Genomic DNA, 22,097 nt, shown 5'->3' with positions numbered 1-22,097 from the left:
CCGCATCACCCCGGCAAAAGGCCGGGGGAGGGACTGTCAGACCCATAGGCCGATCAGAACGGGATTTCGTCGTCCAGATCACTGTTGCCGGGGGCATCCCAGCCGCCCGCATTGCCGCCGGCCGGGCCACGGGCCGGCGCGTTCTGGCGCGGAGCGGAAGAGCCGCCAAAGTCGCCGCCCTGATTGCCACCACCATAGCCACCGCCGCTTCCGCCGCCGTAACCACCACCGCCATTCCCGCCGCCGTAGCTGCTGCTGCCACCGCCAAAGCCGCCGGACTCTTCACCCTCACCGCTGCTGCGGCTGTCGAGCAGAACCAGTTCCCCACGGAACCGCTCAACAATCACTTCGGTCGTGTAGCGTTCCTGCCCGGACTGATCGGTCCATTTGCGGGTCTGCAAAGCGCCTTCCAGATAGACCTTGCGGCCTTTGCGCAGGAAGCGTTCTGCGACGTCGGCCAGACGATCATTGAAAATGACCACACGGTGCCATTCCGTCCGTTCCCGGCGTTCACCGGAGGCGCGGTCATTCCATGTGTCACTGGTGGCGACAGAAAAAGAGACAATTTTCATGCCGCTCTGGCTGGTGCGGACTTCCGGGTCTTTGCCCAGATTGCCCACCAGAATAACCTTGTTGACGCTACCAGCCATCAATGACCCCGTTTTCTAAAACAATAAAAAGAGTATCCAGCCCGTGTAGCGCACTCCTGCGCCCGTCGCCAGTTCTGGTTTGATTCTATCTCCAAAATGGCGAGCCGGGCGGACGCACCTCAATCGGATGGGAGCGTTTGGGGACGCGCTTACAGCTGCCAGACAGTAAGACGCGCGGCCCCATGCCGTCGTTCCGCCAGCAATGTGCCCGCATAGGCCGGGGGAGGTGGAGTTTCTTCATCCTCACTGACGGGCGCGGTTTCCGGCAGGCGTGTCGTGCCGTCCGCATTTTTCTCTAGCAGCGGCAGCGGTTCCTGCGCGGCGGTTTCAATCACCGCAATGGCGCCGGGTGCAATCCAGCCCTGGGCGTGCAGGGCGGCTAGTGTCCGGGCAGGCAGATCCTGCCGATAGGGCGGGTCCAGAAACAGCAGGGAGCATGGGGCCGGCGCGCGCGTGGGCTTGGTGACGTCCCGGGGGATGACCTTACTCCGGTCCTCCCACTTGCAACCTGCAATATTGGTACGCAGGGCGGAGAGGGCGGCGCGGTCATTCTCAAAAAACGTGGCGTGTTCTGCCCCGCGTGAGAGTGCTTCCAGCCCGAGAGCGCCCGTGCCTGCAAATGTATCCAGCACGCGCGCGTTGGTCAGCAGGTCCGGGCCTCCCCATGGGGCATGAAGCAGCATATCGAATAGCGCCTGCCGCACCCGGTCCGCCGTGGGGCGGGTTGTGGTACCGGGTGGGGCGGCCAGCATCCGGCCTTTGCGAGCCCCTGCAATAATCCGCATGCTTAGCGGGCCTTCTTGCCAGCAGTTTTCTCTGGCGCTCTGGGCATCTGCTCACGGAGGATCTTGCCGGGCACTTCTTCCAGTTCGCCGCGCTGCAGGGTTCCGAGCTGGAAGGGGCCGTAGCTGGTGCGAATCAGGCGGCTGACGTGCAGGTTCAGGCCCATCATCACCTTACGAATTTCGCGGTTCTTGCCTTCACGCAGGGACACGGTCAGCCAGGCGTTATCGCCCTTGCGGGAATCGAGCCCGGCTTCAATTGGCCCATACCGCACACCCTCGAACACGCTGCCGTTGGCGAGGGACGCCAGACGGGCCTCATCCACCACGCCAAACACGCGCACACGGTAGCGCCGCAGCCAGCCATTGTTGGGCAGTTCCAGCCGCCGGGCCAGTTCGCCATCATTGGTCAGCAGCAGCAGGCCTTCACTGTTCAGATCCAGCCGGCCCACGCTGATGACGCGCGGCATGCCTTCCGGCAGCGAGGCAAAAACAGTCGGGCGGCCTTCCGGGTCCTTATGCGTCGTCACCAGTCCGTCCGGCTTGTGGTAGCGCCACAGGCGGGTGCGCTGGGGGTGGTCCACAATCTTGCCGTCCACCTGCACAATGTCGTCGGAAGTGACAAACGTGGCGGGATGCGTGACGGGCTGATTATTCAGCTTCACCCGTCCTTCTTCAATCATCCGCTCGGCATCACGCCGGCTGGCAACACCGGTTCGGCCCAGCCATTTGGCGATGCGTTCTCCACGCGTTTCCTGCGTCACTCTTGTTCTCCTGCTGCCTGTACAAAGGCGCTAAAAATGCTCCGGTCACCCGGGTCTATGCCAAATTCCGGATGCCATTGCACCCCGAGGCAAAACGGAAGGGTGGGGTCTTCCACCCCTTCAATCAGTCCATCTTCTGCCAGGGCATTGATAATCCCGCGTCCGGGTGTGCGCACGGCCTGATGATGGGAGGAATTAACGGCCATGCGGGACCGCCCCACGCAGCGCGCCAGCAGCGTATCCGGCTCCAGATGCACTGTATGGCTGGCTTCATCGCGCGGATTAGGTTGCTCGTGCGGGAGGGCCGTGGGGCAGGACTCGGGGATGTGCTGGATCAGCGTGCCACCGAGGGCCACGGCCAGAAGCTGCATGCCGCCACAAATGCCCAGAACTGGCATTTTGCGCAGCATGGCGCCAGCCAGATAAGCCTGTTCGGCTTGCGTGCGTACCGGGCGCAGGGTCACGCTGCTGTGGCGCTCGGCCTCACCATACAGGGATGGATCAATATCAAACGCGCCGCCGGTGATCAGCAGCCCGTCAATCTGGTCCAGATACTCGGTGGCAAGCTGCGGGAAAAGCGGCAGAGCCACCGGCAAACCGCCCGCCGTCGCAACAGCGGACATATAGTTTTCCCGCAGAGCATACCACGGGAATCGGGAATAGCGGTCTGGTCCGCCCGCCTCATGGTCAAGCGTAATGCCGATAACAGGGCGGCGTGCAGTCATGAACTCGGGTGTCTTTTTTCAGAAAAAGCCGGATGAAGCGTATCAGGTGCCACACCCGGCGACGGTTTGCACGGGGATAAACACAAACGTCTTCTGAAAGCGGCAGAAAGACCGCAGACATCAACCCGGAAGCAGAGAAACCCGCTGGACGTGGGAGGCTGCTGCTGCGGGTTCATTCCCCGTCCGGTCTACAACGGCAAGGCCGAGGCCGATCGCAGCGGCGGCGAGGATGAGAGACAGACTGTGCATTGTACTAATCCTTTCCGCTATCTGGGTCAGGGCAGAATTCCCTGACAACATGGTGTCAGTTGCATGTCTGTTACAGAACAGATCATGGCATCTATAAGGCATGATGACAGAGAAGATCGCGCTTTTGCAAGGAAAAACGACCGTTTGAAATAAGGCAAAAAGACGTAATTTATCGAACGGCGAGTGAGGCTTGAAATATTTGGTGAGTTTCTCCTTTTAGCTGAGGGACTAAACCGGTTTACGGCACAGCCAGCAGGAGCAAAAAGAGGCATGCACCGATGAAAAACGGGATGGAATTAGCACTTTGCGAGGCGCAGAACGCAGCGCAAAGAGGGGAAGTTCCTGTTGGCGCGGTCTTGCTGGGGCCGGATGGCACCGTGCTGGCTCAGGCGGGCAATCGCGTGGAAGAACTGCATGACCCCTCCGCCCATGCGGAAATGCTGGTGATGCGCGCAGCAACGGCGGCGCGGGGCGGCAAACGGCTGGCGGATTGCACGCTTGTCGTCACGCTGGAGCCGTGCCCCATGTGTGCAGCGGCGCTGGCGCATTTCCGCGTCGGGCGCGTGCTGTTTGGTGCGTATGACCCAAAAGGCGGTGGCGTGGAACATGGGCCGCGTCTGCCCTTTCGCGCCGAGGCGCTGCACAGGCCGGAAATTATCGGCGGTGTGCGGGAGCGCGACTCTGCCGCTTTGCTCAAAACCTTTTTCCAGACGTTGCGGGAGCGGGAGAGTGAGGCCTCTTCCGCGCTCTGACGCATGTTACAAGAGTAAGATAAATAAGGGTGTTCCTGCCGGGCGACCTTTTGTTTTTGTTATCAAGGAACCATGTTAACCGCAGAAGCGTATGATATCTGGCCTGATGGTCTGAATCATGCGCCCCGGCGGGGATTGACCCTGTTGGCAAGAGTTTAAGGGAACAGTCGGAATCGTGATGTCGGAAAAATCTGTATCCAAGTTTTTCGGGCGGACTAGCCGCAAGACACTTCTGGCCCTTCTGGCTGGTGCAGCCTTTGTAGGGACGATGGGCACAGGGCCGGCTGGCCTCCATGCTGCCTATGCTGAGGATGCCGGGGCCATCAAGCCGAGCAGCCCGGTCCAGACGCTTCCAAACTTTGTGAATCTGGTCAAACAGGTCAAACCTGCCGTTGTCTCCATCACCTCCATGATCAAGGCTGATGCTGTTGAGGGTGAAGGCGGTGGCATGGGGGGAATGGGCGGTATGGGCGGCATGCCCTTTCCTTTTCCCTTCCCGTTCCAGATGGCTCCCCAGCAGTCCCGCCAGCAGATTGAAGCCCGCGGGTCTGGCTTTCTGATCTCAGCCGATGGTTACGTCGTCACCAACAACCATGTTGTGAAAGGGGCCACCAAGGTCACCGTCACGCTGGATGATGGCACCACGCTGCCCGCCAAGATTATTGGCCGTGATGGCAAGACGGATCTGGCCCTTCTGAAAGTCACGTCGTCCCAGAAGCTGCCCTTTATCGAGCTGGGCGAATCTGACGATGTGCAGCCCGGTGAATGGGTTGTGGCCGTTGGGAACCCGTATGGTCTGGGTGGCACTGTCACGGCAGGGATCGTGTCCGCCCGTGGGCGTGACATTAATGAAGGTCCGTACGACAACTTCATCCAGATTGATGCGCCCATCAATCGCGGTAACTCCGGTGGTCCGCTGTTCACGCAGGATGGCAAGGTGGTGGGGGTTAATACCGCCATTCTCTCTCCCTCCGGCGGTGGGTCCATTGGCATCGGCTTTGCTATTCCGTCTGACACCGTGCGCAGCGTGACAGACCAACTGCGCAAGACCGGCCATGTGGTCCGTGGCTATCTGGGCGTGAACGCTCAGGTCATTTCCCCCGCTATGGCGAAAGCCCTGAACATGCCTGTTCCGGCTCCGGGTGCGCCGCCTGCCGGTGCGCTGGTGGCCAGCACCAGCCCGGACAGCCCGGCAGAAAAGGCAGGCCTGAAGGCGGAAGACGTTGTGACCGACTTCAACGGCCAGAAAGTTGCCTCTCCGCATGATCTGGCGGTGCGTGTTGCTTCTGTGGCTCCGGGGACGGACGCCAAAATCGGATACCTGCGCGGCGGCAAACCGCAGACGCTGACGGTCAAGATCGGCAACCTCGCCAAAGCTTCCAACGATGGTGGGATAGAGGGCAACGCGTCCTCAGGCCAGCATCTGGGTGTGTCGCTCACGCCGCTGAGTGGCGATATCCGTCGCCAGCTCGGTCTGGGTAGTGATGTGCATGGTGTGGTGGTGAATGATGTGCAGCCCGGTTCCCCGGCGGATCAGGCCGGTATTCGCCCCGGCGATGTGATCCAGTCCGTCAATAACCAGAACGTCGATTCCCCACGGGCGGCTGTTACGGCTGTGCGCGGAGCGCTGGCAGCTAAAAAACCCGTTCTTCTCCGGGTGCTGCGGGATGGGCAGTCTCTGTTTATCGCCATTTCCCCGGATGGCACGGGGGATGGGTCTGATTCTTCCTCTTCTAATGGCGGGGATGATGACGACCAGTAAGACGGCTTTCATCGTCTAAGACCGGGCATCAAGATCCGGTCTCGCAAAACGCTGGCTCTGCAAGGGGCCAGCGTTTTTTTGTGTTGTCAGGGTGGTATTATTTCTAAAAACCGTAAAAAATAGCCTTTGAAGAGCCTTGAAGCTCAAAAACATTGTAAAATTTTGATTACATTCGATGTTTTGTGGATGAAATTTTCAGCAAGATCCGCTTAATGCGTCAAATGCAATAAAGCTATGCTCCAGCCTCGGGGCTTGTTTGCTTAGGTTCTGAGCGGGTATCTCCTGCGTAATTCATAAAGTGGGAGCGATCCGCCCAATGACACTCACTCATTTTTCTGATCTGCCGTGCAGGGTTGCGTGATGCGAGCCGGACGGGTGGTTCCTATGCGGTTGCGGGTGGGTCGGCGCGTGTTTGGCCTGCTTTGTGCTCTGGCGTGTCTGGCAAATACCCCGGCATGGGCGGAGAAAACCCCGCTTGTTGTGGGGCAGGATGGCAGCCTGAGCGTGCCGGAGGGCTCGCCGCTGCGGAAGCGGCTGGGGGTTGAGGCTGTACAGGTTGTTGTCCCGAAGGATACCCTGTCCGTTCCCGGCGCCATTGTGACGGAACCTGCCCGGCAGGTGCCCATTCTGGCACCCGTGACCGGGCGCATTGTGGCGTTGAATGTCGTGCCCGGTCAGCATGTCAAGCACGGCCAGCCGCTGGCGACCCTGCTTGCCGGGGATATGGCGCAGGCCACCACGGATGAAGAAAAAGCACGCGCCGGACTGGTGCTGGCGCAGGCTGCGATGGCGCGCGCTCAGCAGGTCAAACAGGCTGGTGGGGCTGCCACGCGGGATGTTGAGGCCGCACGCGCTGCTCTGGTGCAGGCGCAGGCGGAAGAACGCCGCGCGCAGGATCGTCTGAGCTCTTTTGATGATACCGCGGCAGCAGGCGGCAAGCTGGTCCTGCGCTCCCCGGTGGACGGCGTGGTGTCTGCTGTCAGCATGGCGCCCGGCCAGAACGTGACGGACATCACTGCGCCCTTGCTGAGTGTGGAAGACCTCTCGGAAATCTGGGCCGTGGCCGATGTGCCGGAAGCCGATGTGGACCAGATCCATATTGGCCAGTCCGTTTCCCTCACCCTGCCTGCGCGGGACGGGGTGGTGCTGTATGGAGAAATCGCCACCGTTGAGCCGGATCTGCGGCCCGAAACGCGCCGTCTGCGGGCCATGATTCCGCTGCCGAACCCGGATGAAGACTTGCATCCCAATATGTTCGCAACGGTCAATATCCAGCTCAAGCAGCCGCCGGGCCTGATGGTGCCGCAGTCGGCCCTGCTGATGAATAATGACAACGTGACGGTGTTTGTGGAAACCGCGCCCTGGACGTTCAAGCGGCGCAAGGTTGGTATTTCCTACGACGAAGGTGAAGATACACGGGTTCTGAGCGGCCTGAGTGCCGGAGACCGCATCGTGACGCGCGGTGGGGTTTTGCTGAACGATGATTGAACGGATTATTGCGGCCTGCCTGCGGGAACGCCGTATTGTTTTTGTGGCGATGGCGGTGCTGGCCCTGTGGGGCGGCTGGGCTTGGAAAGATCTTCCGGTTGAAGCCTATCCCGACCTCGGGGCCGTGTCCGTTCAGGTCACGACCCAAAGCTCAGGGCTGGCTGCGGAGGAAGTGGAGCAGCTGATCACCATTCCGCTGGAACGCCAGCTGGCGGCCACGCCGGGGCTGTCCAACAGCCGTTCCAGCAGCACGTTTGGCCTCTCGCTTATCAATCTGATTTTTCGGGATGGCGTGAATGTTTACGCCGCCCGCCAGCGTGTGACGGAACAGCTGGCGCAGGTCACGCTGCCGCCGGGGGTGACGGCCAGCCTCGGGCCTGTCACCAGCCCATCGGGTGAAATTTACCGCTACACGCTGGAATCAGACAGCCAGAATCTGATGCAGCTGTCTGAAATTCAGCGCTGGATTGTGGTGCCTGCCCTGACAAAAGTGCAGGGTGTTGCGGCCATTAACAATTTTGGCGGCTTCACGCGGGAATATCAGTTGCTTCTGGATCCGGCCGCTCTCTCCCGCTTCCACGTGGGGGTGAATGATGTTCTGACGGCTATTACCAGCAGCAGCATCAACGCCGGCGGTGGCCGTGTGGCGCGGGGCGAGCAGTCCTACATTGTCCGCGGCATGGGCATGATCCATTCGCTGAAGGAAATGGGCGATATCCCCGTGACCCAGCATGACGGCACCCCGGTTTTCCTGCGGGAACTGGGCCGGATGCAGCTTGGACATCAGGTGCGGGAAGGGATTCTGGGGAAAAACGGAAACCCGGATACCATTGAGGGCATTGTCAGCATGGTCTCGGGCGAGAACGCCTCGAAGGTGCTGAATCTGCTGCATGCCCGTGTGGCGGAGTTGCAAAAGCAGCTGGAGCCGCAGGGTGTGCGGATTGTGCCCTATATCGACCGCGACGTTCTGGTGAATGCCACTACGGAGAAAGTGACCCATACGGTTCTGGAAGGGGTGGGGCTGGTTTTTGTCATCCTCATTCTCTTCCTTGGCAGCCCGCGGAGTGCGCTGGTGGCAGCAGTAACCATTCCGCTGGCGCTGGCGACGGTCTTTCTCATCATGAGCCTGCTCGGCATGCCCGCCAACCTGTTCTCCCTCGGTGCGATTGACTTCGGGGTGATTGTGGACGGCGCGATTGTGGTGACGGAATCCATCCTGCGCCTGCGTGAAGCAGAACCGGGCCGCACCATGTCTCTGGATGATGTGGAAGGGCTGACAAAACATGTGGGCCGCGCGATCGTATTTTCTACGCTGGTAATTATTGTCGCTTACAGTCCGCTCTTTGCGTTTGAAGGCGCGGAAGGGCGGCTGTTCCGGCCCATGGCCTTTACCGTCAGTTTTGCCCTGCTGGGTGCGCTGCTCAGCGCCATTGTGCTTACGCCTTCGCTGGCTTTTCTGGCTATGCGCAAGCCGCACAAGATTTTCCATAACAAGCCGCTGGAAAAGCTGCACCATCTGTACCATGACGGTCTGGCCCACGCCATGCGCCGTCCTCTGCTGGCCTATATCGGTGCCGTGATTGCCTTTGTGCTGGTGGTCGTGCTGGGCATGAATACCGGGCGCGAATTTCTACCGGAAATGGATGAAGGTGCGCTGTGGCTCCAGGTTCAGCTGCCCTCCGGCCTCTCACTGGAAAAAGCCGGAGCCATGGCGGATGAAGTACGCCATGCCATCTATACGTTCCCAGAAACCTCTTACGCCGTAACCCAGCTGGGCCGGAATGATTCTGGCACGGACCCGTGGACCCCGTCACACATCGAAGTGCCCGTGGGCCTCAAGCCGTATAACACCTGGCCGCATGGCGAGACAAAGGCTCAGTTTGTCGCCAAACTGCATGAACGTCTGGCGAAAATTCCGGGTATTGATTTTGGCATCAGCCAGCCGATTGCCGATGGTATGAACGATCAGGTCGGCGGCGCGCATTCTGCGCTGGTTCTGCGCGTTTATGGCAATGATGCACGGGAAATCCGGCGGATTGGCAACCAGATTGTCGATGTTCTGAAAACCGTGAAGGGCACGACCGAAGCGTCCGTCTTTCAGGAGCCGGAAATTCCGGAACTCAACATTGTGGCGGACCGGCCTGCTGCCGCCCGTTATGGTATTTCTGTTGCCGACATCATGGCCGTGGTGGGCAATGCGATTGGCGATGGCCCGGTCTCTCAAATCTATATTGCAGATCGCACCTACAATATGACGGTGCGCGTGCCTCCGGCCACAGTCAGCAATTTGCGCTCTCTGGCGCATCTCCCGCTGACGGCGGCCAATGGCGCGCAGATCCCGCTGGAAATGGTTGCCCAGATCAGCCTGAAAACCGGTGAAGGCACAATCTCGCATGAAATGACGGAGCGGCAGATCACCCTGCGCGTGGATAACGGCAAGCGGCCTCTGTCCGACTATATGGCGGAAGCGCAGAAGAAAATTGCCGCACAGGTGCATTTCGACACCAGCCTGTATCGTCTGCAATGGGCCGGCGCGTTTGAGCAGCAGCAACGCGCACAGGCGCGCCTGAGTGTGGCGCTGGGCATCATGCTGATCGTCATGCTAGTTCTGCTCTTTGCGGAATTCCGTGTTCTGCGGCAGGCTGTGCTGATTCTGGCTGTGGTGCCGCTGGCTCTGCTGGGTGGTCTGGTCGCGCTACAGGTCCGGGGTGAAACCCTGAACGTGGCGACCGCCGTTGGCTTTATCGCGCTGTTTGGCGTGGCGGTGCAGAACGGGATCATCATGATTTCCAACATCAACCGGCATCGGTCCCAGGGTGTGCCCTTGTATGACGCCGTGCTGGAAGGGGCGGGTGAACGCTTCCGCCCTGTGTTGATGACGGCCACCGTCGCCAGCATGGGTATGCTGCCCGCCGCTCTGGCAACCGGCATTGGCACGGACGTGCAGCGGGGTCTGGCGACCGTGGTGGTCGGCGGTCTGGGGATCGCGACGATTCTGACGCTGTTTATCCTGCCGACATTCTATTACGAGCTGGAAGCGTGGTGTGAGCGCCGGGCAGCCGCACGGGGACCTGCGCGATGATGCCAAATAAACTGATACTCTGGGCAGCTACAGCTCTGGCTTTGAGTGGGTGCGCCGTAGGCCCGGACTTTAAAAAACCCGCGCCGCCAGCGCCCACCGAGTATGGGCAGGCCGGGAAAGGCAGCAGCACGCAACCTGTGGCCGGCTCAGCTGAAGCCGCTGCTGCTGGCCCGCAGAGCGTGGTGCAGGTGTTCCATCCGGGGCAGGATATTCCGCCGCAATGGTGGGCGCTGTTCCATTCGCCGGATCTGGACAGGCTGGTACGGCGTGCGCTTGACCAGAATCCGTCTCTGGAATCCGCGCGGGACGCGTTGGCTGCGGCCAATGAAAACCGTCTGGCCCAGCAGAGCGCGCTGTATCCGTCCATTTCCGGGAGCTTCAACCCGACACGGAACAAGACCTCCCGCACATACTCACCCGTGCCAAACAGCAACGCATGGCTTTACACCGTGCATACGGCGCAGCTGAATATTTCCTATGTGCCGGATTTGTGGGGCGGTGTGCGCCGTGGGGTGGAAGCCGCAAAAGCCTTGCGCGATGCCCAGCGTGACCAGCTGGAAGCGGTTTATCTGACGCTCACCTCTTCCGTTGTGCAGGCGGCGATTGATTACGCAGCACTCAATGCGCAGCTGGAAGCCACTCAGTCTCTGGTGGCGTTGCAGCGGACCTTGCTGACTTCGGCAGAACGGCAGGAGCAGGTCGGGCAGTTTTCCCGCAATGATGTGGCCATGCAGCGCGCCTCTCTGGCGCAAAACGAAGCCACTCTGGCCCCGTTGCAAAAGCAGCTGGAGCAGCAAAAGCACCTTATTGCGGCTCTGGTGGGGGATGCGCCGGATGCGCCGGAGCCGAGCTTTACGCTGGAGAGTCTGAGTCTGCCGGTTGATTTGCCGGTCAGTCTGCCTGCTCGCCTGATTGAGCAGCGCCCGGATATCCGCACAGCGCAGGCCAACTGGCACGCCGCCTGTGCGCAGGTTGGCGTCGCAGTCGCAAACCGCCTGCCCAATGTGCAGCTTGGGGCAACGCCGGGTTTTGCTGCGGCGTCCATCGCGCAGATGGCCTCACCGGGGTTTGGGCAGTGGGAAATCGCTGCCATGATTACCCAGCCGCTGTTTGATGGCGGTCTGTTGCGGCATCAGGAACATGCGGCCCGCGCGCAGTATGATCAGGCGGCAGCCGATTATCGCACAACCATTATTGCGGCTTTGCAGGATGTTGCGGATACGCTCACCGCGATACGTTCCGATGCCACGGCCCTGGGTGCCAATGCTTCCGCCGCTACCGCAGCTGCAGAGAGTTGGCATATTGCACAGGCGCAGTATCGGCTTGGCGATGTGAGTGAGGTTTCTATGCTTCAGGCGCAGCAGACCCAGCTTCAGGCTCAGCTGGCTCTGGCACAGGCCAGAGCGGATAGATTGTCAGATACAGTTGCGCTGTTTCAGGCTCTGGGTGGGGGCTGGTGGAACAGCAAGGAGCCGGACGCGCCGCGCACGCCGTCCTGGCATCCGGATAAAGGGTTAGCGACTATCCTGCCCTGAGGCGAGGTCCCGCAGGCGCGTGACGGACAGCACCCGGATCCCGTGATTATCGGTGCCGGTAATGGTCTGCTCACGCCGGAGGGCGCTGATCGTGCGGCTCACCGTTTCAATGGTCAGACCCAGATAATCCGCAATATCGACCCGTGTCATGGGGAGAGAGACCAGACGGCCTTCGGTTTTGCCCTGCCCGGAGGGGGCTGGTGGCATCATGCGGTTTAAGAGGAAACTGGCGACGCGCTCGCGCGCCGTCTTGCGGCCCAGCAGCAGCATTTGTTCCTGCGCTTCCGCCAGTTCGTCCGTCACTTCATCCAGCAGCCTGCGTTCAAACTGCGGGTAATCCGTCAGCAATGTTTCCAGCTGAGGGCGCAGAAAACGGCAGACCTGCACGGTATCCACCGTTTCCGCGCCAAAGGAATAGGTCCTGGCTGTGGTCAGGCCAAGAAAGTGCCCGACATCTGCAAAACCCGTAATCTGGCGGCGGCCATCCGGAAGGGATTTGAACAGTTTGACCGTGCCGGATGTCACGTTGAAGAAGGACAGTGCGGGTGTGCCTTCTTCAATCATGGCTGTGCCGGGCGGCAGTGTCAGCCGTTTTGAGGCTTGTGCGAGGATGGCCAGCTCAGTGTCATCAATGCCGTTGCACACGCTGTGTTCGCGAATTTCACAGACAAGACAACGATGAAGATCAGTCCGGGCTTCAGGCGTAAACCTGCGCCTGAGCGGTATGGACTGTGTCCGTGAATGGGGAGCAGGCGGCATGAAGGTATGGGTCCGGCAAAGCCGACTCTTGCGGATGCGAGGATTATCCGGAAAAGCCTGTGTCAGGGAAATCTATCGTAAATATTAGGTTATTGTTGATATAACTCAACGACAGCTCTCGAAAATCTCTACTCGCAAGGATGTTTTAAACGAATATCAGAGTTGTGTTGTGCGCTGTGGTTTAAATAACACACTCTTCGCCCCATCATGATGTGGGTTTGATCTAAATCATGGTGACCGGCCTCTGCGCGTGATTTCTCCCCACTCATAAACTTACAGCGCAGTTGGAAGAGTAACAGGTATGGTCAAGCTTCGTTCCTTATTTACAGCCCTTGCGGCGGGTGTGGCTGCGGTTTCTGGCACGGCCGCGGCTCAGGCACAGGTTGCTGCTCCGGCATCCCCGAACGCAACCTATGTGAATGCTCCGGTCATGAGCAAAATTCCGGCTGCTCCGCGTCCGGGCAGCGGCCATTGCGGGATTTTTGAAACCTGCGCCAGCACCAAGATCGGTCTGGGCAAAGGTGACTTCATGATCCGCCTGTCCGGTGTGGGCGTTCTGCCGCAGGACCGTGACAGCAACGTGGCTCTGCATGCCGGTGGTGCGACCATTCCCCTGCGCAACACGCACCTGTCCACCACCAACCAGGCAATGCCTGAACTGACGCTGGAATACTTCCTGACGGACAACATCTCTGTTGACCTGATTGCCACCAGCACCCGTCACGAAGTGGCTGCGCTGGGGAGCGATGTTCCGTCTCTGGGTGGCCCGCGCAAGCTGGACGTCGGGAGTGCTTGGGTGCTGCCGCCGACGCTGACCTTCGCATGGCACTTCCGTCCGCATAAGCGCTTCAACCCGTATGTGGGTGTGGGTGTTACGGCAATGTGGTTCCATAACATGAAGGGCAATGCTGGTAGCCCGCTGGGTCTGACCAAGCTGAACTCCGGCTTTACCGGTGGTCCGTCTGTCAATGCTGGCTTTGACTATCAGCTGGTTGGTAACTGGTTCTTCAACGCAGACGTCAAGCAGATGTTTGTCCGTATGCATGCATGGGTTCAGAATCCTGCAGAAACGCTGCGCGTTCGTGCACACGAATCTCTGGACCCGACCGTGGTCTCCGCTGGTATCGCTTACCGGTTCTAATGGTATGAGCGCGGTATCCTTATCTGATCTGGTTCTCCGTTACGGCGGAAACCTGCCGCGCTACACCAGCTACCCGACCGCAGCCAGCTTTACGGATGCGGTCGGGCCTGCGCAGGCCGAACAATGGCTGCGCGCCCTCCCGGCGGATGAGCCGGTTTCTCTTTATTTCCATGTTCCGTTCTGTGATGAACTGTGCCGCTTCTGCGGGTGCAATACATCCGTCATGCGCCATGAAGACGGGCGTATGGCTTACGGAGATTTGCTGCGTGAGGAACTGCGCCGTGTCGTGGCGCTGGTGGGTCCGCAGCGGTCAGTCAAACATCTTCAGTTTGGGGGTGGGACCCCTTCCACGCTGCCTGCGGCCTCGCTCCGGCAGGTGCTGCGCAGTGTGCGTCAGTTTTTCCGGATTGAGCCGGGCGCCGAACTGGCGATGGAGCTTGACCCCCGGCATGTGCCGGCAGGGTACCCGCAACTGCTGGGTGACCTCGGTTTCACCCGCATCAGCCTTGGTGTGCAGGATCTGGAAGAAAAAGTGCAGGAGGCCTGTGGCCGCCATCAGTCCTTTGCCCAGACGGAAGACTGTATCAACGCCGTGCGTGCCGCCGGTGTGTCCGGTGTAAATGTCGATCTGATTTATGGCCTGCCGTATCAGACGGAAGAGAGTGTTGCCGCCACGGCGCGTAAAATCGCGTCTCTCCGGCCTAGCCGTCTGGCAGTGTTTGGTTATGCGCATGTGCCGTGGAAGCAGAAGCGCCAGCGTCTGATCCCCGAAGAAGCTCTGCCGCCGCCCGTTGAGCGCCTGCGTCAGCGCGCCCATATTGAAGAGGTTTTGTGTGCGGAAGGGTACGTGCCCATCGGGCTCGACCATTACGCCCTGCCGGACGATACGCTGGTTCAGGCCGCACAGGCGGGGGCGCTCCACCGGAATTTTCAGGGTTATACGACCGATTCGTCTACCGTGCTGCTGGGAATGGGCGCGTCTGCTATTTCCATGTTGCCGGACGGCTATACCCAGAACATCACAGCTGTTGCGCCGTATGTCCGCGCTCTCGCGGATCAGGATGGCCTGCCTGTTGCGCGTGGCGTGGCTCGCACGGCAGAAGACAAACTGCGTGGTCATCTGATTGAAGACCTGATGTGTACCATGCAGGTGGACCTTCAGGCGGGTCCTGCCGCTGCGTATGATTTTTCGGTAGAATCTGCCGCCCTCAAGCCATTCGTGCAGGACGGATTCGTGCAGATAGACGGCAGCTGCGTGCGGGTGACGGAAGTAGGACGGCCTTTCCTGCGGAATGTAGCTGCCGTGTTTGATACGCGCCGCCAGACCCTTTCTTCCGCCACGCCGGGGAGTACTCCTCAACCCCGTTTTGCCACGGCACTCTGAACCTTCACGGGCTTTGCCCGTTGAGGCATCAGTTGATCGTGCGCGTGTTTTGGCGCATGGAGAGAGAACTTTCCCCGCCCGGATGCCATAAAAAAGAACGGTATTCTTCTTAAGGGCAGGAACCCGCATCACAGCTGAAGGACAGAACAGATGCGTTCTGACGCCCCCGCTTTGACAGAAAAGCTGGCTACCATGCAGCCTGCACAGGTCCCGTTTACGCACTGGATGCTGGAGTCCGTTCTGGAACCAGACGCCTGCGATGCCTTGCTGGAATGGGAACCGGGTGATGAAGCGCGGGCTGGTGATGTCGGCGGCCGTCGTGAGACCCGTAATAAGTTCCGCGTGTTTGTAGACCCCGCAACCCGCGCGAAGGATGCGCGGCTGGACCGGATGGCGCACCTGCTGGATAGCGAGGCCGCGCGCAAGGTCTTTAAAGATGTTTGTGGCGCAGAACTGGACGACTCTGCCCTGCGGCTGGAGTTGTGTCTGGACACGGATGGCTTCTGGCTGGAACCACACACTGATATTGGTGCGAAAAGACTCACACTGCTGATCTCGCTGTCCACAAACGATAAAGAGCATGCATGGGGTACGGACCTTATGTCGCCGGACGGCAAGTCCGTCACGCGGGCGTCTGGCGCGTTCAATTCCGGTGTGCTGTTCATTCCGTCTGACAAAACATGGCATGGCTTTGTTAAGCGGCCTATCGAGGGCACACGCCGTACGCTGATCGTCAATTTTGTCGACCCAGCATGGCGTGCCGTGCATGAGCTGGCCTTTGGACCGCGTGTGCCAGTGGCTTCTGCCTGAAACAGAACTGAAAATAAGGCTTCAGACACGGATTTTCAGGCAGAATCCGGGGTCTGCTACGGCTGTTTTTTTGCAATTCCGCGTTAAATCGGCTTTAGGAAGGCCTCGCCGAGATCTCAACGGGGGCTGTGAACGGGAATGAGTGAATCTGTGCGTGAGTCGATGGAGTTTGATGTCGTCATCGTTGGTGGCGGACCGGCCGGGTTGGCTGCGGCTATTCGCCTGCGCCAGCTTTCACCGGAAACAAGCGTCTGTCTGATTGAAAAAGGCAGCGAAATCGGGGCGCATATCGTCTCCGGCGCTGTCATTGAGCCACGGGCTCTGGCTGAGCTTCTGCCGGACTGGCAGGACCGTGGTGCACCGCTGAACACACCGGTGACGTCAGAAGAGATGCTCTATCTGACCGAAACCCGCAGCCTGCGCGTGCCCATGCTGGACCGGCTGATGCCGCACATGGCCAATCACGGCAATTATATTGTCAGTCTGGGTGAAGTCTGCCGCTGGCTGGCTACGCAGGCCGAAGAGCTGGGTGTGGAAATTTACCCCGGCTTTGCTGGCGCTGAAGTCCTGATTGAAAATAACCGCGTGGTTGGTGTGGCCACCGGGGACATGGGTATCACCAAAGACGGTGCAGAAGGCCCTAATTACCAGCCGGGCATGGAACTGCGCGGGCGTTATACGCTGTTTGCAGAAGGTTGCCGTGGTTCCCTGACCAAGCAGGTCATGGAGCATTACGACCTGCGCAAGGGTGTGGACCCGCAGACCTACGGGCTTGGGATCAAGGAAGTCTGGGAAATTCCCGCGGAAAATCATCGCCCCGGTCTGGTTCAGCACAGCTTTGGCTGGCCGCTGGATGACAACACCTATGGCGGTGCCTGGCTCTACCACTTTGGTGAAAATCTGGTGTCCTACGGCTTTGTGGTCGGGCTGGACTATCCCAACACGTGGCTTTCTCCGTTCGACGAAATGCAGCGCCTTAAACTGCACCCGGCGTTCCGCAAGCATCTGGAAGGCGGCCGTCGCGTCAGCTACGGCGCACGCGCTCTTTCAGAAGGTGGCCTGCAGGCCATCCCGCGTCTGACCTTCCCTGGTGGCGCTCTGATTGGCGATTCCGCAGGCTTCCTGAACATGCCCAAAATCAAGGGCACGCATACGGCTATGAAATCCGGCATGCTGGCCGCGGACGCTGTTGTTGAGGCCATGCAGACGGATCGGGTTGAGCCCGGCTCTTACACGCAGCGTGTTAAAGACAGCTGGCTGTGGGAAGAACTGCGCACAGCCCGCAATGTCCGTCCGGCTTTCGCGCATTTTGGCATGAAGGGTGGAGCAGTTTATGCCGCGCTGGACGCCATGCTTCTGCGTGGCCGTGCGCCGTGGACGCTGCATTTCAAGCATCAGGACAACGAGACCCTGAAAGCAGCAAACCTGTGTGAAAAGCCGAACTATCCCAAACCGGATGGCACGCTGACGTTTGACCGCCTGTCTTCCGTCTTCCTGTCCGCCACCAACCATGAGGAAGATCAGCCGGTGCATCTGCGCCTGCGCAATCCGTCCCTGTGGAAAACGGTTAACTGGGATGTGTTCCGTGCACCGGAAGCCCGTTATTGCCCGGCTGGCGTGTATGAAGTGGTGGATGAAGCCACAGCGCCGGCTCTGCAAATTAACGCGCAGAACTGCGTGCATTGCAAAACCTGTGACATCAAGGATCCAACCCAGAATATTGACTGGACTGTGCCCGAAGGCGGTGGTGGTCCTAATTATCCTGCTGGTATGTGATTTTGTTGCAAAGTACGGTAAGCAACGTTTGAACGATCCTGCGTCTGCAAGCGAAAGAAGCCATGAAGATTGTAGTACCTGTAAAGCGGGTTGTTGATTACAACATCAAACCGCGTGTTAAGGCGGACGGCAGCGGTGTTGAAACCACTGGCGTCAAGATGTCGATGAACCCCTTTGATGAGATTGCTGTAGAAGAAGCAGTGCGTCTCAAGGAAAAGGGCGTTGCGTCTGAAGTTGTCGTTGTCTCCATCGGGGTGCAGCAGGCACAGGACACGCTGCGGACCGCCATGGCCATGGGCGCAGACCGCGCCATTCTGGTTCTGTCTGAAGAAAGCCCGGAACCTCTGGCTGTTGCCAAGGTGCTGAAGGCGATTAACGAGAAAGAACAGCCGGGTCTGTTCATTCTTGGCAAGCAGGCCATTGATGATGACATGAACGCAACCGGCCAGATGCTGGCTGGTCTGCTCGGCTGGGGTCAGGGCACGTTTGCCGGTAAGGTTGAAGTTGCGGATGGCCGCGTGAAGGTCAGCCGTGAAATCGATGGCGGCACGGAAGATGTCTCTCTGGCACTGCCGGCTGTTGTGACGGCGGATCTGCGTCTGAACGAACCGCGCTATGCCTCTCTGCCCAACATCATGAAGGCCCGCAAAAAGCCGACGGAAACGCTGAAGGCTGAAGACCTCGGCGTAGACATGACCCGCCGCCTCACGGTGGTGTCCGTAGCGGAACCGCAGCAGCGTCAGGCTGGTGTGAAGGTTGGCTCCGTGGGTGAGCTGGTTGAAAAACTGCGTAACGAAGCAAAGGTGATCTGATCATGACCGCTCTTGTTCTTCTCGATCATGAAGAGGGCCGGATCAGAAAGTCTGCCCTTTCTGCCGTAACCGCCGCCTCTCAGTTGGGTGACGTGCATGTGCTGGTGGCGGGTGATGTCGCCGTGGCACGGGCCGCAGCCGCTATTCCGGGTGTTGCCAAGGTTCTGCATGCTGCTGATGCACAGTATGCGCATGAACTGGCTGAGCCTCTGGCAGCCCTGATTGTCTCGCTTGCTGGCGGGTATGACCAGATTGTTGCCGCGGCGAGCGCTGTGGGCAAAAACGTGCTGCCGCGCGCTGCCGCCCTGCTGGATGTGCAGCCGATCCCGGAAGTGGTCAGCATTGTGGACGCCGAAACTTTCGTGCGCCCGATCTATGCAGGTAATGCGCTGGCTACTGTGCGTTCGTCCGATGCCAAAAAGGTTCTGACGGTGCGTGGTTCCGCCTTTGATGCCGCTCCGGCAGAAGGCGGGTCCGCTCCGATTGAAACGGTTGTGCCTGCAACCAACCCGAATGTTTCTGAATTCGTGGCAGTTCACCTGTCCGATTCCGAGCGTCCGGAACTGGAATCCGCCCGCGTGGTTGTCTCCGGTGGCCGTGGCCTTCAGAGCGAAGAAAAATTCCACGTTCTGGAACCGCTGGCTGACAAGCTGGGTGCTGCTATCGGTGCATCCCGTGCAGCTGTGGATTCGGGCTTTGTGCCGAACGAATTCCAGGTTGGGCAGACCGGGAAGATCGTGGCTCCGGAGCTCTATCTGGCATTCGGTATTTCCGGCGCGATCCAGCATCTGGCCGGTATGAAAGACAGCCGCGTGATTGTGGCCGTCAACAAAGATCCGGAAGCTCCGATCTTTCAGGTCGCCGATTACGGCATTGTGGGGGATCTGTTCGAGATCGTGCCCGCTCTGACCGAGGCGCTGAACTAAACGATCATTTCTGCGGCACGGATTTCCGGGTCGTTAGAGATCAAAGCCTGTGCGCTCTTACTCAGAGCACACAGGCTTTTTGTTTTTTGGAATGTATTGAGGGGCTCAGTCTGCGGCGGGGGCTTCAGAAGGCTTGACGCCATAGGCCGCCAGAAACATGCGAACGGCAGCGTGAATCACCTTTTCTTCGTCTTCAGCCTCATTATCAAACGGCATATTGAAGCGTTTCCGGTGCGCAATGCGCGTCTGGCAGAGTGAGAAAAACTGCTCTGCTGCAAAAACAGGGTCATCCACGTTCAGTGTGCCCTGCGCTACCTGTCCTTCAATCCAGCCAGACAGGGTTTCAATCGCCCTTTTGGGGCCACTCTGCCAGAAGGTTGTGGCCAGATGTGGGAAATGCGGCGCTTCGGAGACAATAATCCGGTAGAGCATCAGACTTTCAGGTGAGATGATCAGCCTGATAATCTCCCGGGCCAGAGCCGTCAGCGTCTTTTCCGGAGACAGGCTTAATTTCTGCACCGGGGCCAGAACCTCGAGTTTTTCCCGGCAGTTCTTTTCCACAAAGGCGGCAAACAGGTCGCACTTGTTGGCAAAGTAATTATACAGCGTGCCCTTGGAAACGCCTGCCTCACGCGCAATGGCGGACATACTGGCGCCTTCAAAGCCATGTGCGGCAAAAACAGCTTTTGCTCCGGTTAGAATCTGCTGGCGCTTGGCCTCAGATTCCCCGGTGCAGAGGTGGGTCACCATCACGGGCTTAGAAGGGGAGACAGACATTGTGTGGTGTTATTCCCAAGTATGATGATTGACGCAACATTGAAAAACGATAGTTTGGCATGCTGACCGAACCGGTCGGTCAGTGCAAGAACCGGGTAGTAAGAATACGGACTTTCGTTAGGAGCGATCAGGTGGCGAAACGGTATGTGTCGGGGGCAGGCACCATAGTTCTGGCTTTAGCGCTGGGTGGGTGCATGGTAGGCCCGGATTACAAAAAGCCAGCCACATGGACCCCGGCAGAATGGCAGTATGCCAAACTGGAAGGGGCTTCCCGTGTTCTGAGTGTGCCTAGCACACAGGCGCCTGACCCGGAATGGTGGTCCGTGTTTCAGGACCCGGAACTGACGTCTCTTGAAAAACGCCTGGCCTCAGAAAACCTTGATGTCCTGCAGGCGACGGAACAGCTCGCAGTTAGCCGCGGGCAGTTGCTGATTGCCGGAGCCGAGCGATTCCCTGATCTTGCCGCATCTGGCTCCTACAAGCGTGCGCAGTATAGCAGTAAACAGCTCATCCGCATTGTAGAGCGGATTGGTCAGAATGCGCCAGAAGGGATGGGCGCTCTTCTGTCCTCCCAGTCTGCCAATGTCTCCATTCCTTTGCTCAACCAGTGGCAGGATGGCCTTCAGGCGAGCTGGGAGGTCGATCTGTGGGGCCGTGTCCGTCGGCAGTATGAAGCGGCCAAGGCTTATCTGACGGCCTCCATGGAAGAACGTCGCGGTATCCTGATCGCCCGTCAGGCTGAACTGGCGCGGGACTATATGGAGCTGCGCGGTCTTCAGGAACAGCTACGGATCACCATCGCCAACCGTGATGCCGCCACGCAGATGCTCAATCTCAGTAGCGCCCGCTATAAGAGCGGACTGGTGAGTGAACTGGATGTGGAAAGCGCCCGTTCACAGGTAGAAAGCACTAATTCCAGCATTCCGCAGTTTGAGCAGCGGATTGCCATGCAGATTAACGCCATCAATCTGCTGATGGGTGCGCCTCCGGGTGGTTTGAATGCGGAACTGACGCAGACGGCTTCCATTCCTCTGGTTCCCGCAGCTGTGCCTGTGGGGCTGCCGTCTGAACTGGCGCGCAGACGCCCGGATATTCGGGAAGCTGATGCGGAACTGCATGCTGCGACGGCGGAAGTCGGGCAAGCTGAAGCGGATTTCTATCCTAAAGTCACTATTGATGCCGGGTTTGGCTTCCAGTCCTTCTCTTTCCGGGACCTCGGGTTCTGGAGTGCGCGGACATGGAATGTCGGTCCCTCCATTTCTCTGCCGATCTTTCAGGGGGGCCGTCTGACCGGTCAGCTTGAAATGAAGAAGGCGTCTCAGAAAACAGCAGCGCTCCGGTATCGGAAGACGGTGCTCAAGGCGTGGAGCGAGGTGGATAACGCTCTGACAGCCTATGAGGCCGAGCAGAAGCGGAACCTCAGTCTCAAGGCTCAGGTGGCGGCGGACCAGCGGTCCTGGCAGCTGGCGCAGGATCAGTATCGCCACGGGATGCAGAGCTTCCTGCAGGTGCTGGACACAGAGCGTCGCCTGTTGTCGTCCCAGACGCAGCTGGCAGATAGCACGGCGGTCATCTCGGATAATCTGGTGCGTCTTTATAATGCACTGGGCGGTGGTTGGGAGACGACTTATCCTGAGGCCAGCAAAACCACATCTAAGGCGACACAGCACAGCTAAGAGCTCGCTGTGTCAGTGTGCTTCAAAACCCCCGGCGTCGCAGACGTCGGGGGTTTTGCATTTGTAAGGCGGAGATCTGGCGGGAAATAGGGCCTTGAGGCGGGCATCCTTTTAGGAGGAGGGGCATTACCCCTTTATAATGAGGAGCTCTCATCCTGCGGAGCTACTCTCAAAAACGATTCCGTTAAGGTTTAGAGGTGATTCGGCAGAAGGCTAAAACTGCTATCCCGTTGAAAACTGGCGGGAA

General features: G+C 59.2%; 19 protein-coding genes. 12 read left to right on the top strand and 7 right to left on the bottom strand.

What is annotated here, in order from left to right:
- Positions 1–53 precede the first annotated feature (53 nt).
- From ssb to AD928_RS15280, 5 genes are all read right to left on the bottom strand, one after another.
- The gene (ssb, locus tag AD928_RS05190; protein ID WP_062248800.1) at positions 54–650 is read right to left on the bottom strand and encodes a single-stranded DNA-binding protein; all 597 of its coding nucleotides are present in this window, start codon (positions 648–650) and stop codon (positions 54–56) included.
- Between the two features lie 149 nt (positions 651–799).
- Complete coding sequence (gene rsmD, locus AD928_RS05185; RefSeq protein ID WP_062248798.1) at positions 800–1,435, bottom strand: 16S rRNA (guanine(966)-N(2))-methyltransferase RsmD; 636 nt, start codon at positions 1,433–1,435, stop codon at positions 800–802.
- A 2-nt stretch (positions 1,436–1,437) separates the two neighbouring features.
- Positions 1,438–2,196 carry a pseudouridine synthase gene (locus AD928_RS05180; RefSeq protein ID WP_062141305.1) on the bottom strand — a complete coding sequence of 253 codons (759 nt, stop codon included), beginning with the start codon at positions 2,194–2,196 and terminating at the stop codon, positions 1,438–1,440.
- Entirely contained in the window at positions 2,193–2,921 is a 729-nt protein-coding gene (locus AD928_RS05175; RefSeq protein ID WP_062248796.1) for a gamma-glutamyl-gamma-aminobutyrate hydrolase family protein, read from the bottom strand. The genes AD928_RS05180 and AD928_RS05175 overlap by 4 nt, the downstream gene beginning before the upstream one ends.
- A 120-nt stretch (positions 2,922–3,041) precedes the next feature.
- Positions 3,042–3,170 (bottom strand): hypothetical protein, encoded by a 129-nt coding sequence (locus AD928_RS15280; RefSeq protein ID WP_264821298.1) that lies wholly within the window; start codon positions 3,168–3,170, stop codon positions 3,042–3,044.
- A 278-nt stretch (positions 3,171–3,448) separates the two neighbouring features.
- Here AD928_RS15280 and AD928_RS05170 point away from each other — a divergent pair, with 278 nt between their 5' ends.
- The 5 genes from AD928_RS05170 to AD928_RS05150 all read left to right on the top strand — a co-directional run bounded on the left by AD928_RS05170 (position 3,449) and on the right by AD928_RS05150 (position 11,789).
- Positions 3,449–3,922 carry a nucleoside deaminase gene (locus AD928_RS05170; protein WP_061507709.1) on the top strand — a complete coding sequence of 158 codons (474 nt, stop codon included), beginning with the start codon at positions 3,449–3,451 and terminating at the stop codon, positions 3,920–3,922.
- A 178-nt stretch (positions 3,923–4,100) separates the two neighbouring features.
- Positions 4,101–5,684 (top strand): Do family serine endopeptidase, encoded by a 1,584-nt coding sequence (locus tag AD928_RS05165; RefSeq protein WP_062248795.1) that lies wholly within the window; start codon positions 4,101–4,103, stop codon positions 5,682–5,684.
- Between the two features lie 384 nt (positions 5,685–6,068).
- On the top strand, positions 6,069–7,172 hold the full coding sequence (locus tag AD928_RS05160; protein WP_233419960.1) for an efflux RND transporter periplasmic adaptor subunit: 1,104 nt from the start codon (positions 6,069–6,071) through the stop codon (positions 7,170–7,172).
- On the top strand, positions 7,165–10,254 hold the full coding sequence (locus AD928_RS05155; RefSeq protein WP_062248793.1) for an efflux RND transporter permease subunit: 3,090 nt from the start codon (positions 7,165–7,167) through the stop codon (positions 10,252–10,254). Before AD928_RS05160 ends, AD928_RS05155 begins: the two co-directional genes overlap by 8 nt.
- The gene (locus AD928_RS05150) at positions 10,251–11,789 is read left to right on the top strand and encodes an efflux transporter outer membrane subunit (protein WP_082779755.1); all 1,539 of its coding nucleotides are present in this window, start codon (positions 10,251–10,253) and stop codon (positions 11,787–11,789) included. The genes AD928_RS05155 and AD928_RS05150 overlap by 4 nt, the downstream gene beginning before the upstream one ends.
- On the opposite strand, the gene AD928_RS05145 is transcribed toward AD928_RS05150, so the two are convergent.
- Positions 11,769–12,548: a Crp/Fnr family transcriptional regulator gene (locus AD928_RS05145; RefSeq protein WP_062248791.1), complete on the bottom strand. Its 780-nt coding sequence runs from the start codon at positions 12,546–12,548 to the stop codon at positions 11,769–11,771. The two genes, AD928_RS05150 and AD928_RS05145, sit on opposite strands and share 21 nt — an antisense overlap.
- Positions 12,549–12,849: 301 nt before the next feature.
- On the opposite strand from AD928_RS05145, the gene AD928_RS05140 reads away from it, so the two are divergent.
- The 6 genes from AD928_RS05140 (at position 12,850) to AD928_RS05115 (ending at position 19,397) form a co-directional block, all read left to right on the top strand.
- Positions 12,850–13,689, top strand: a complete 840-nt coding sequence (locus AD928_RS05140; RefSeq protein ID WP_062141292.1) for an OmpW/AlkL family protein — start codon at positions 12,850–12,852, stop codon at positions 13,687–13,689.
- A 4-nt stretch (positions 13,690–13,693) separates the two neighbouring features.
- Positions 13,694–15,073, top strand: coding sequence for an oxygen-independent coproporphyrinogen III oxidase (gene hemN, locus AD928_RS05135; RefSeq protein WP_062248789.1), 1,380 nt, complete (start codon positions 13,694–13,696; stop codon positions 15,071–15,073).
- 150 nt (positions 15,074–15,223) lie between these two features.
- Positions 15,224–15,883, top strand: coding sequence for a 2OG-Fe(II) oxygenase (locus tag AD928_RS05130; RefSeq protein WP_062248787.1), 660 nt, complete (start codon positions 15,224–15,226; stop codon positions 15,881–15,883).
- 138 nt (positions 15,884–16,021) lie between these two features.
- Complete coding sequence (locus AD928_RS05125; RefSeq protein WP_062248785.1) at positions 16,022–17,659, top strand: electron transfer flavoprotein-ubiquinone oxidoreductase; 1,638 nt, start codon at positions 16,022–16,024, stop codon at positions 17,657–17,659.
- 62 nt (positions 17,660–17,721) lie between these two features.
- Positions 17,722–18,471 (top strand): electron transfer flavoprotein subunit beta/FixA family protein, encoded by a 750-nt coding sequence (locus tag AD928_RS05120; RefSeq protein ID WP_062141284.1) that lies wholly within the window; start codon positions 17,722–17,724, stop codon positions 18,469–18,471.
- Between the two features lie 2 nt (positions 18,472–18,473).
- Entirely contained in the window at positions 18,474–19,397 is a 924-nt protein-coding gene (locus AD928_RS05115) for an FAD-binding protein (protein WP_062248783.1), read from the top strand.
- A 105-nt stretch (positions 19,398–19,502) separates the two neighbouring features.
- Here AD928_RS05115 and AD928_RS05110 read toward each other — a convergent pair whose 3' ends face one another.
- On the bottom strand, positions 19,503–20,174 hold the full coding sequence (locus AD928_RS05110) for a TetR/AcrR family transcriptional regulator (protein ID WP_062141280.1): 672 nt from the start codon (positions 20,172–20,174) through the stop codon (positions 19,503–19,505).
- A 59-nt stretch (positions 20,175–20,233) separates the two neighbouring features.
- Between AD928_RS05110 and AD928_RS05105 the strand changes: the two genes are divergently transcribed.
- The gene (locus tag AD928_RS05105) at positions 20,234–21,850 is read left to right on the top strand and encodes an efflux transporter outer membrane subunit (protein WP_082779754.1); all 1,617 of its coding nucleotides are present in this window, start codon (positions 20,234–20,236) and stop codon (positions 21,848–21,850) included.
- Positions 21,851–22,097 lie beyond the last annotated feature (247 nt).

Origin of the sequence: Acetobacter cerevisiae, assembly GCF_001580535.1 — a bacterium.
Lineage (GTDB): Bacteria > Pseudomonadota > Alphaproteobacteria > Acetobacterales > Acetobacteraceae > Acetobacter > Acetobacter cerevisiae.
This window is presented reverse-complemented; position numbering and strand designations above follow the sequence as displayed.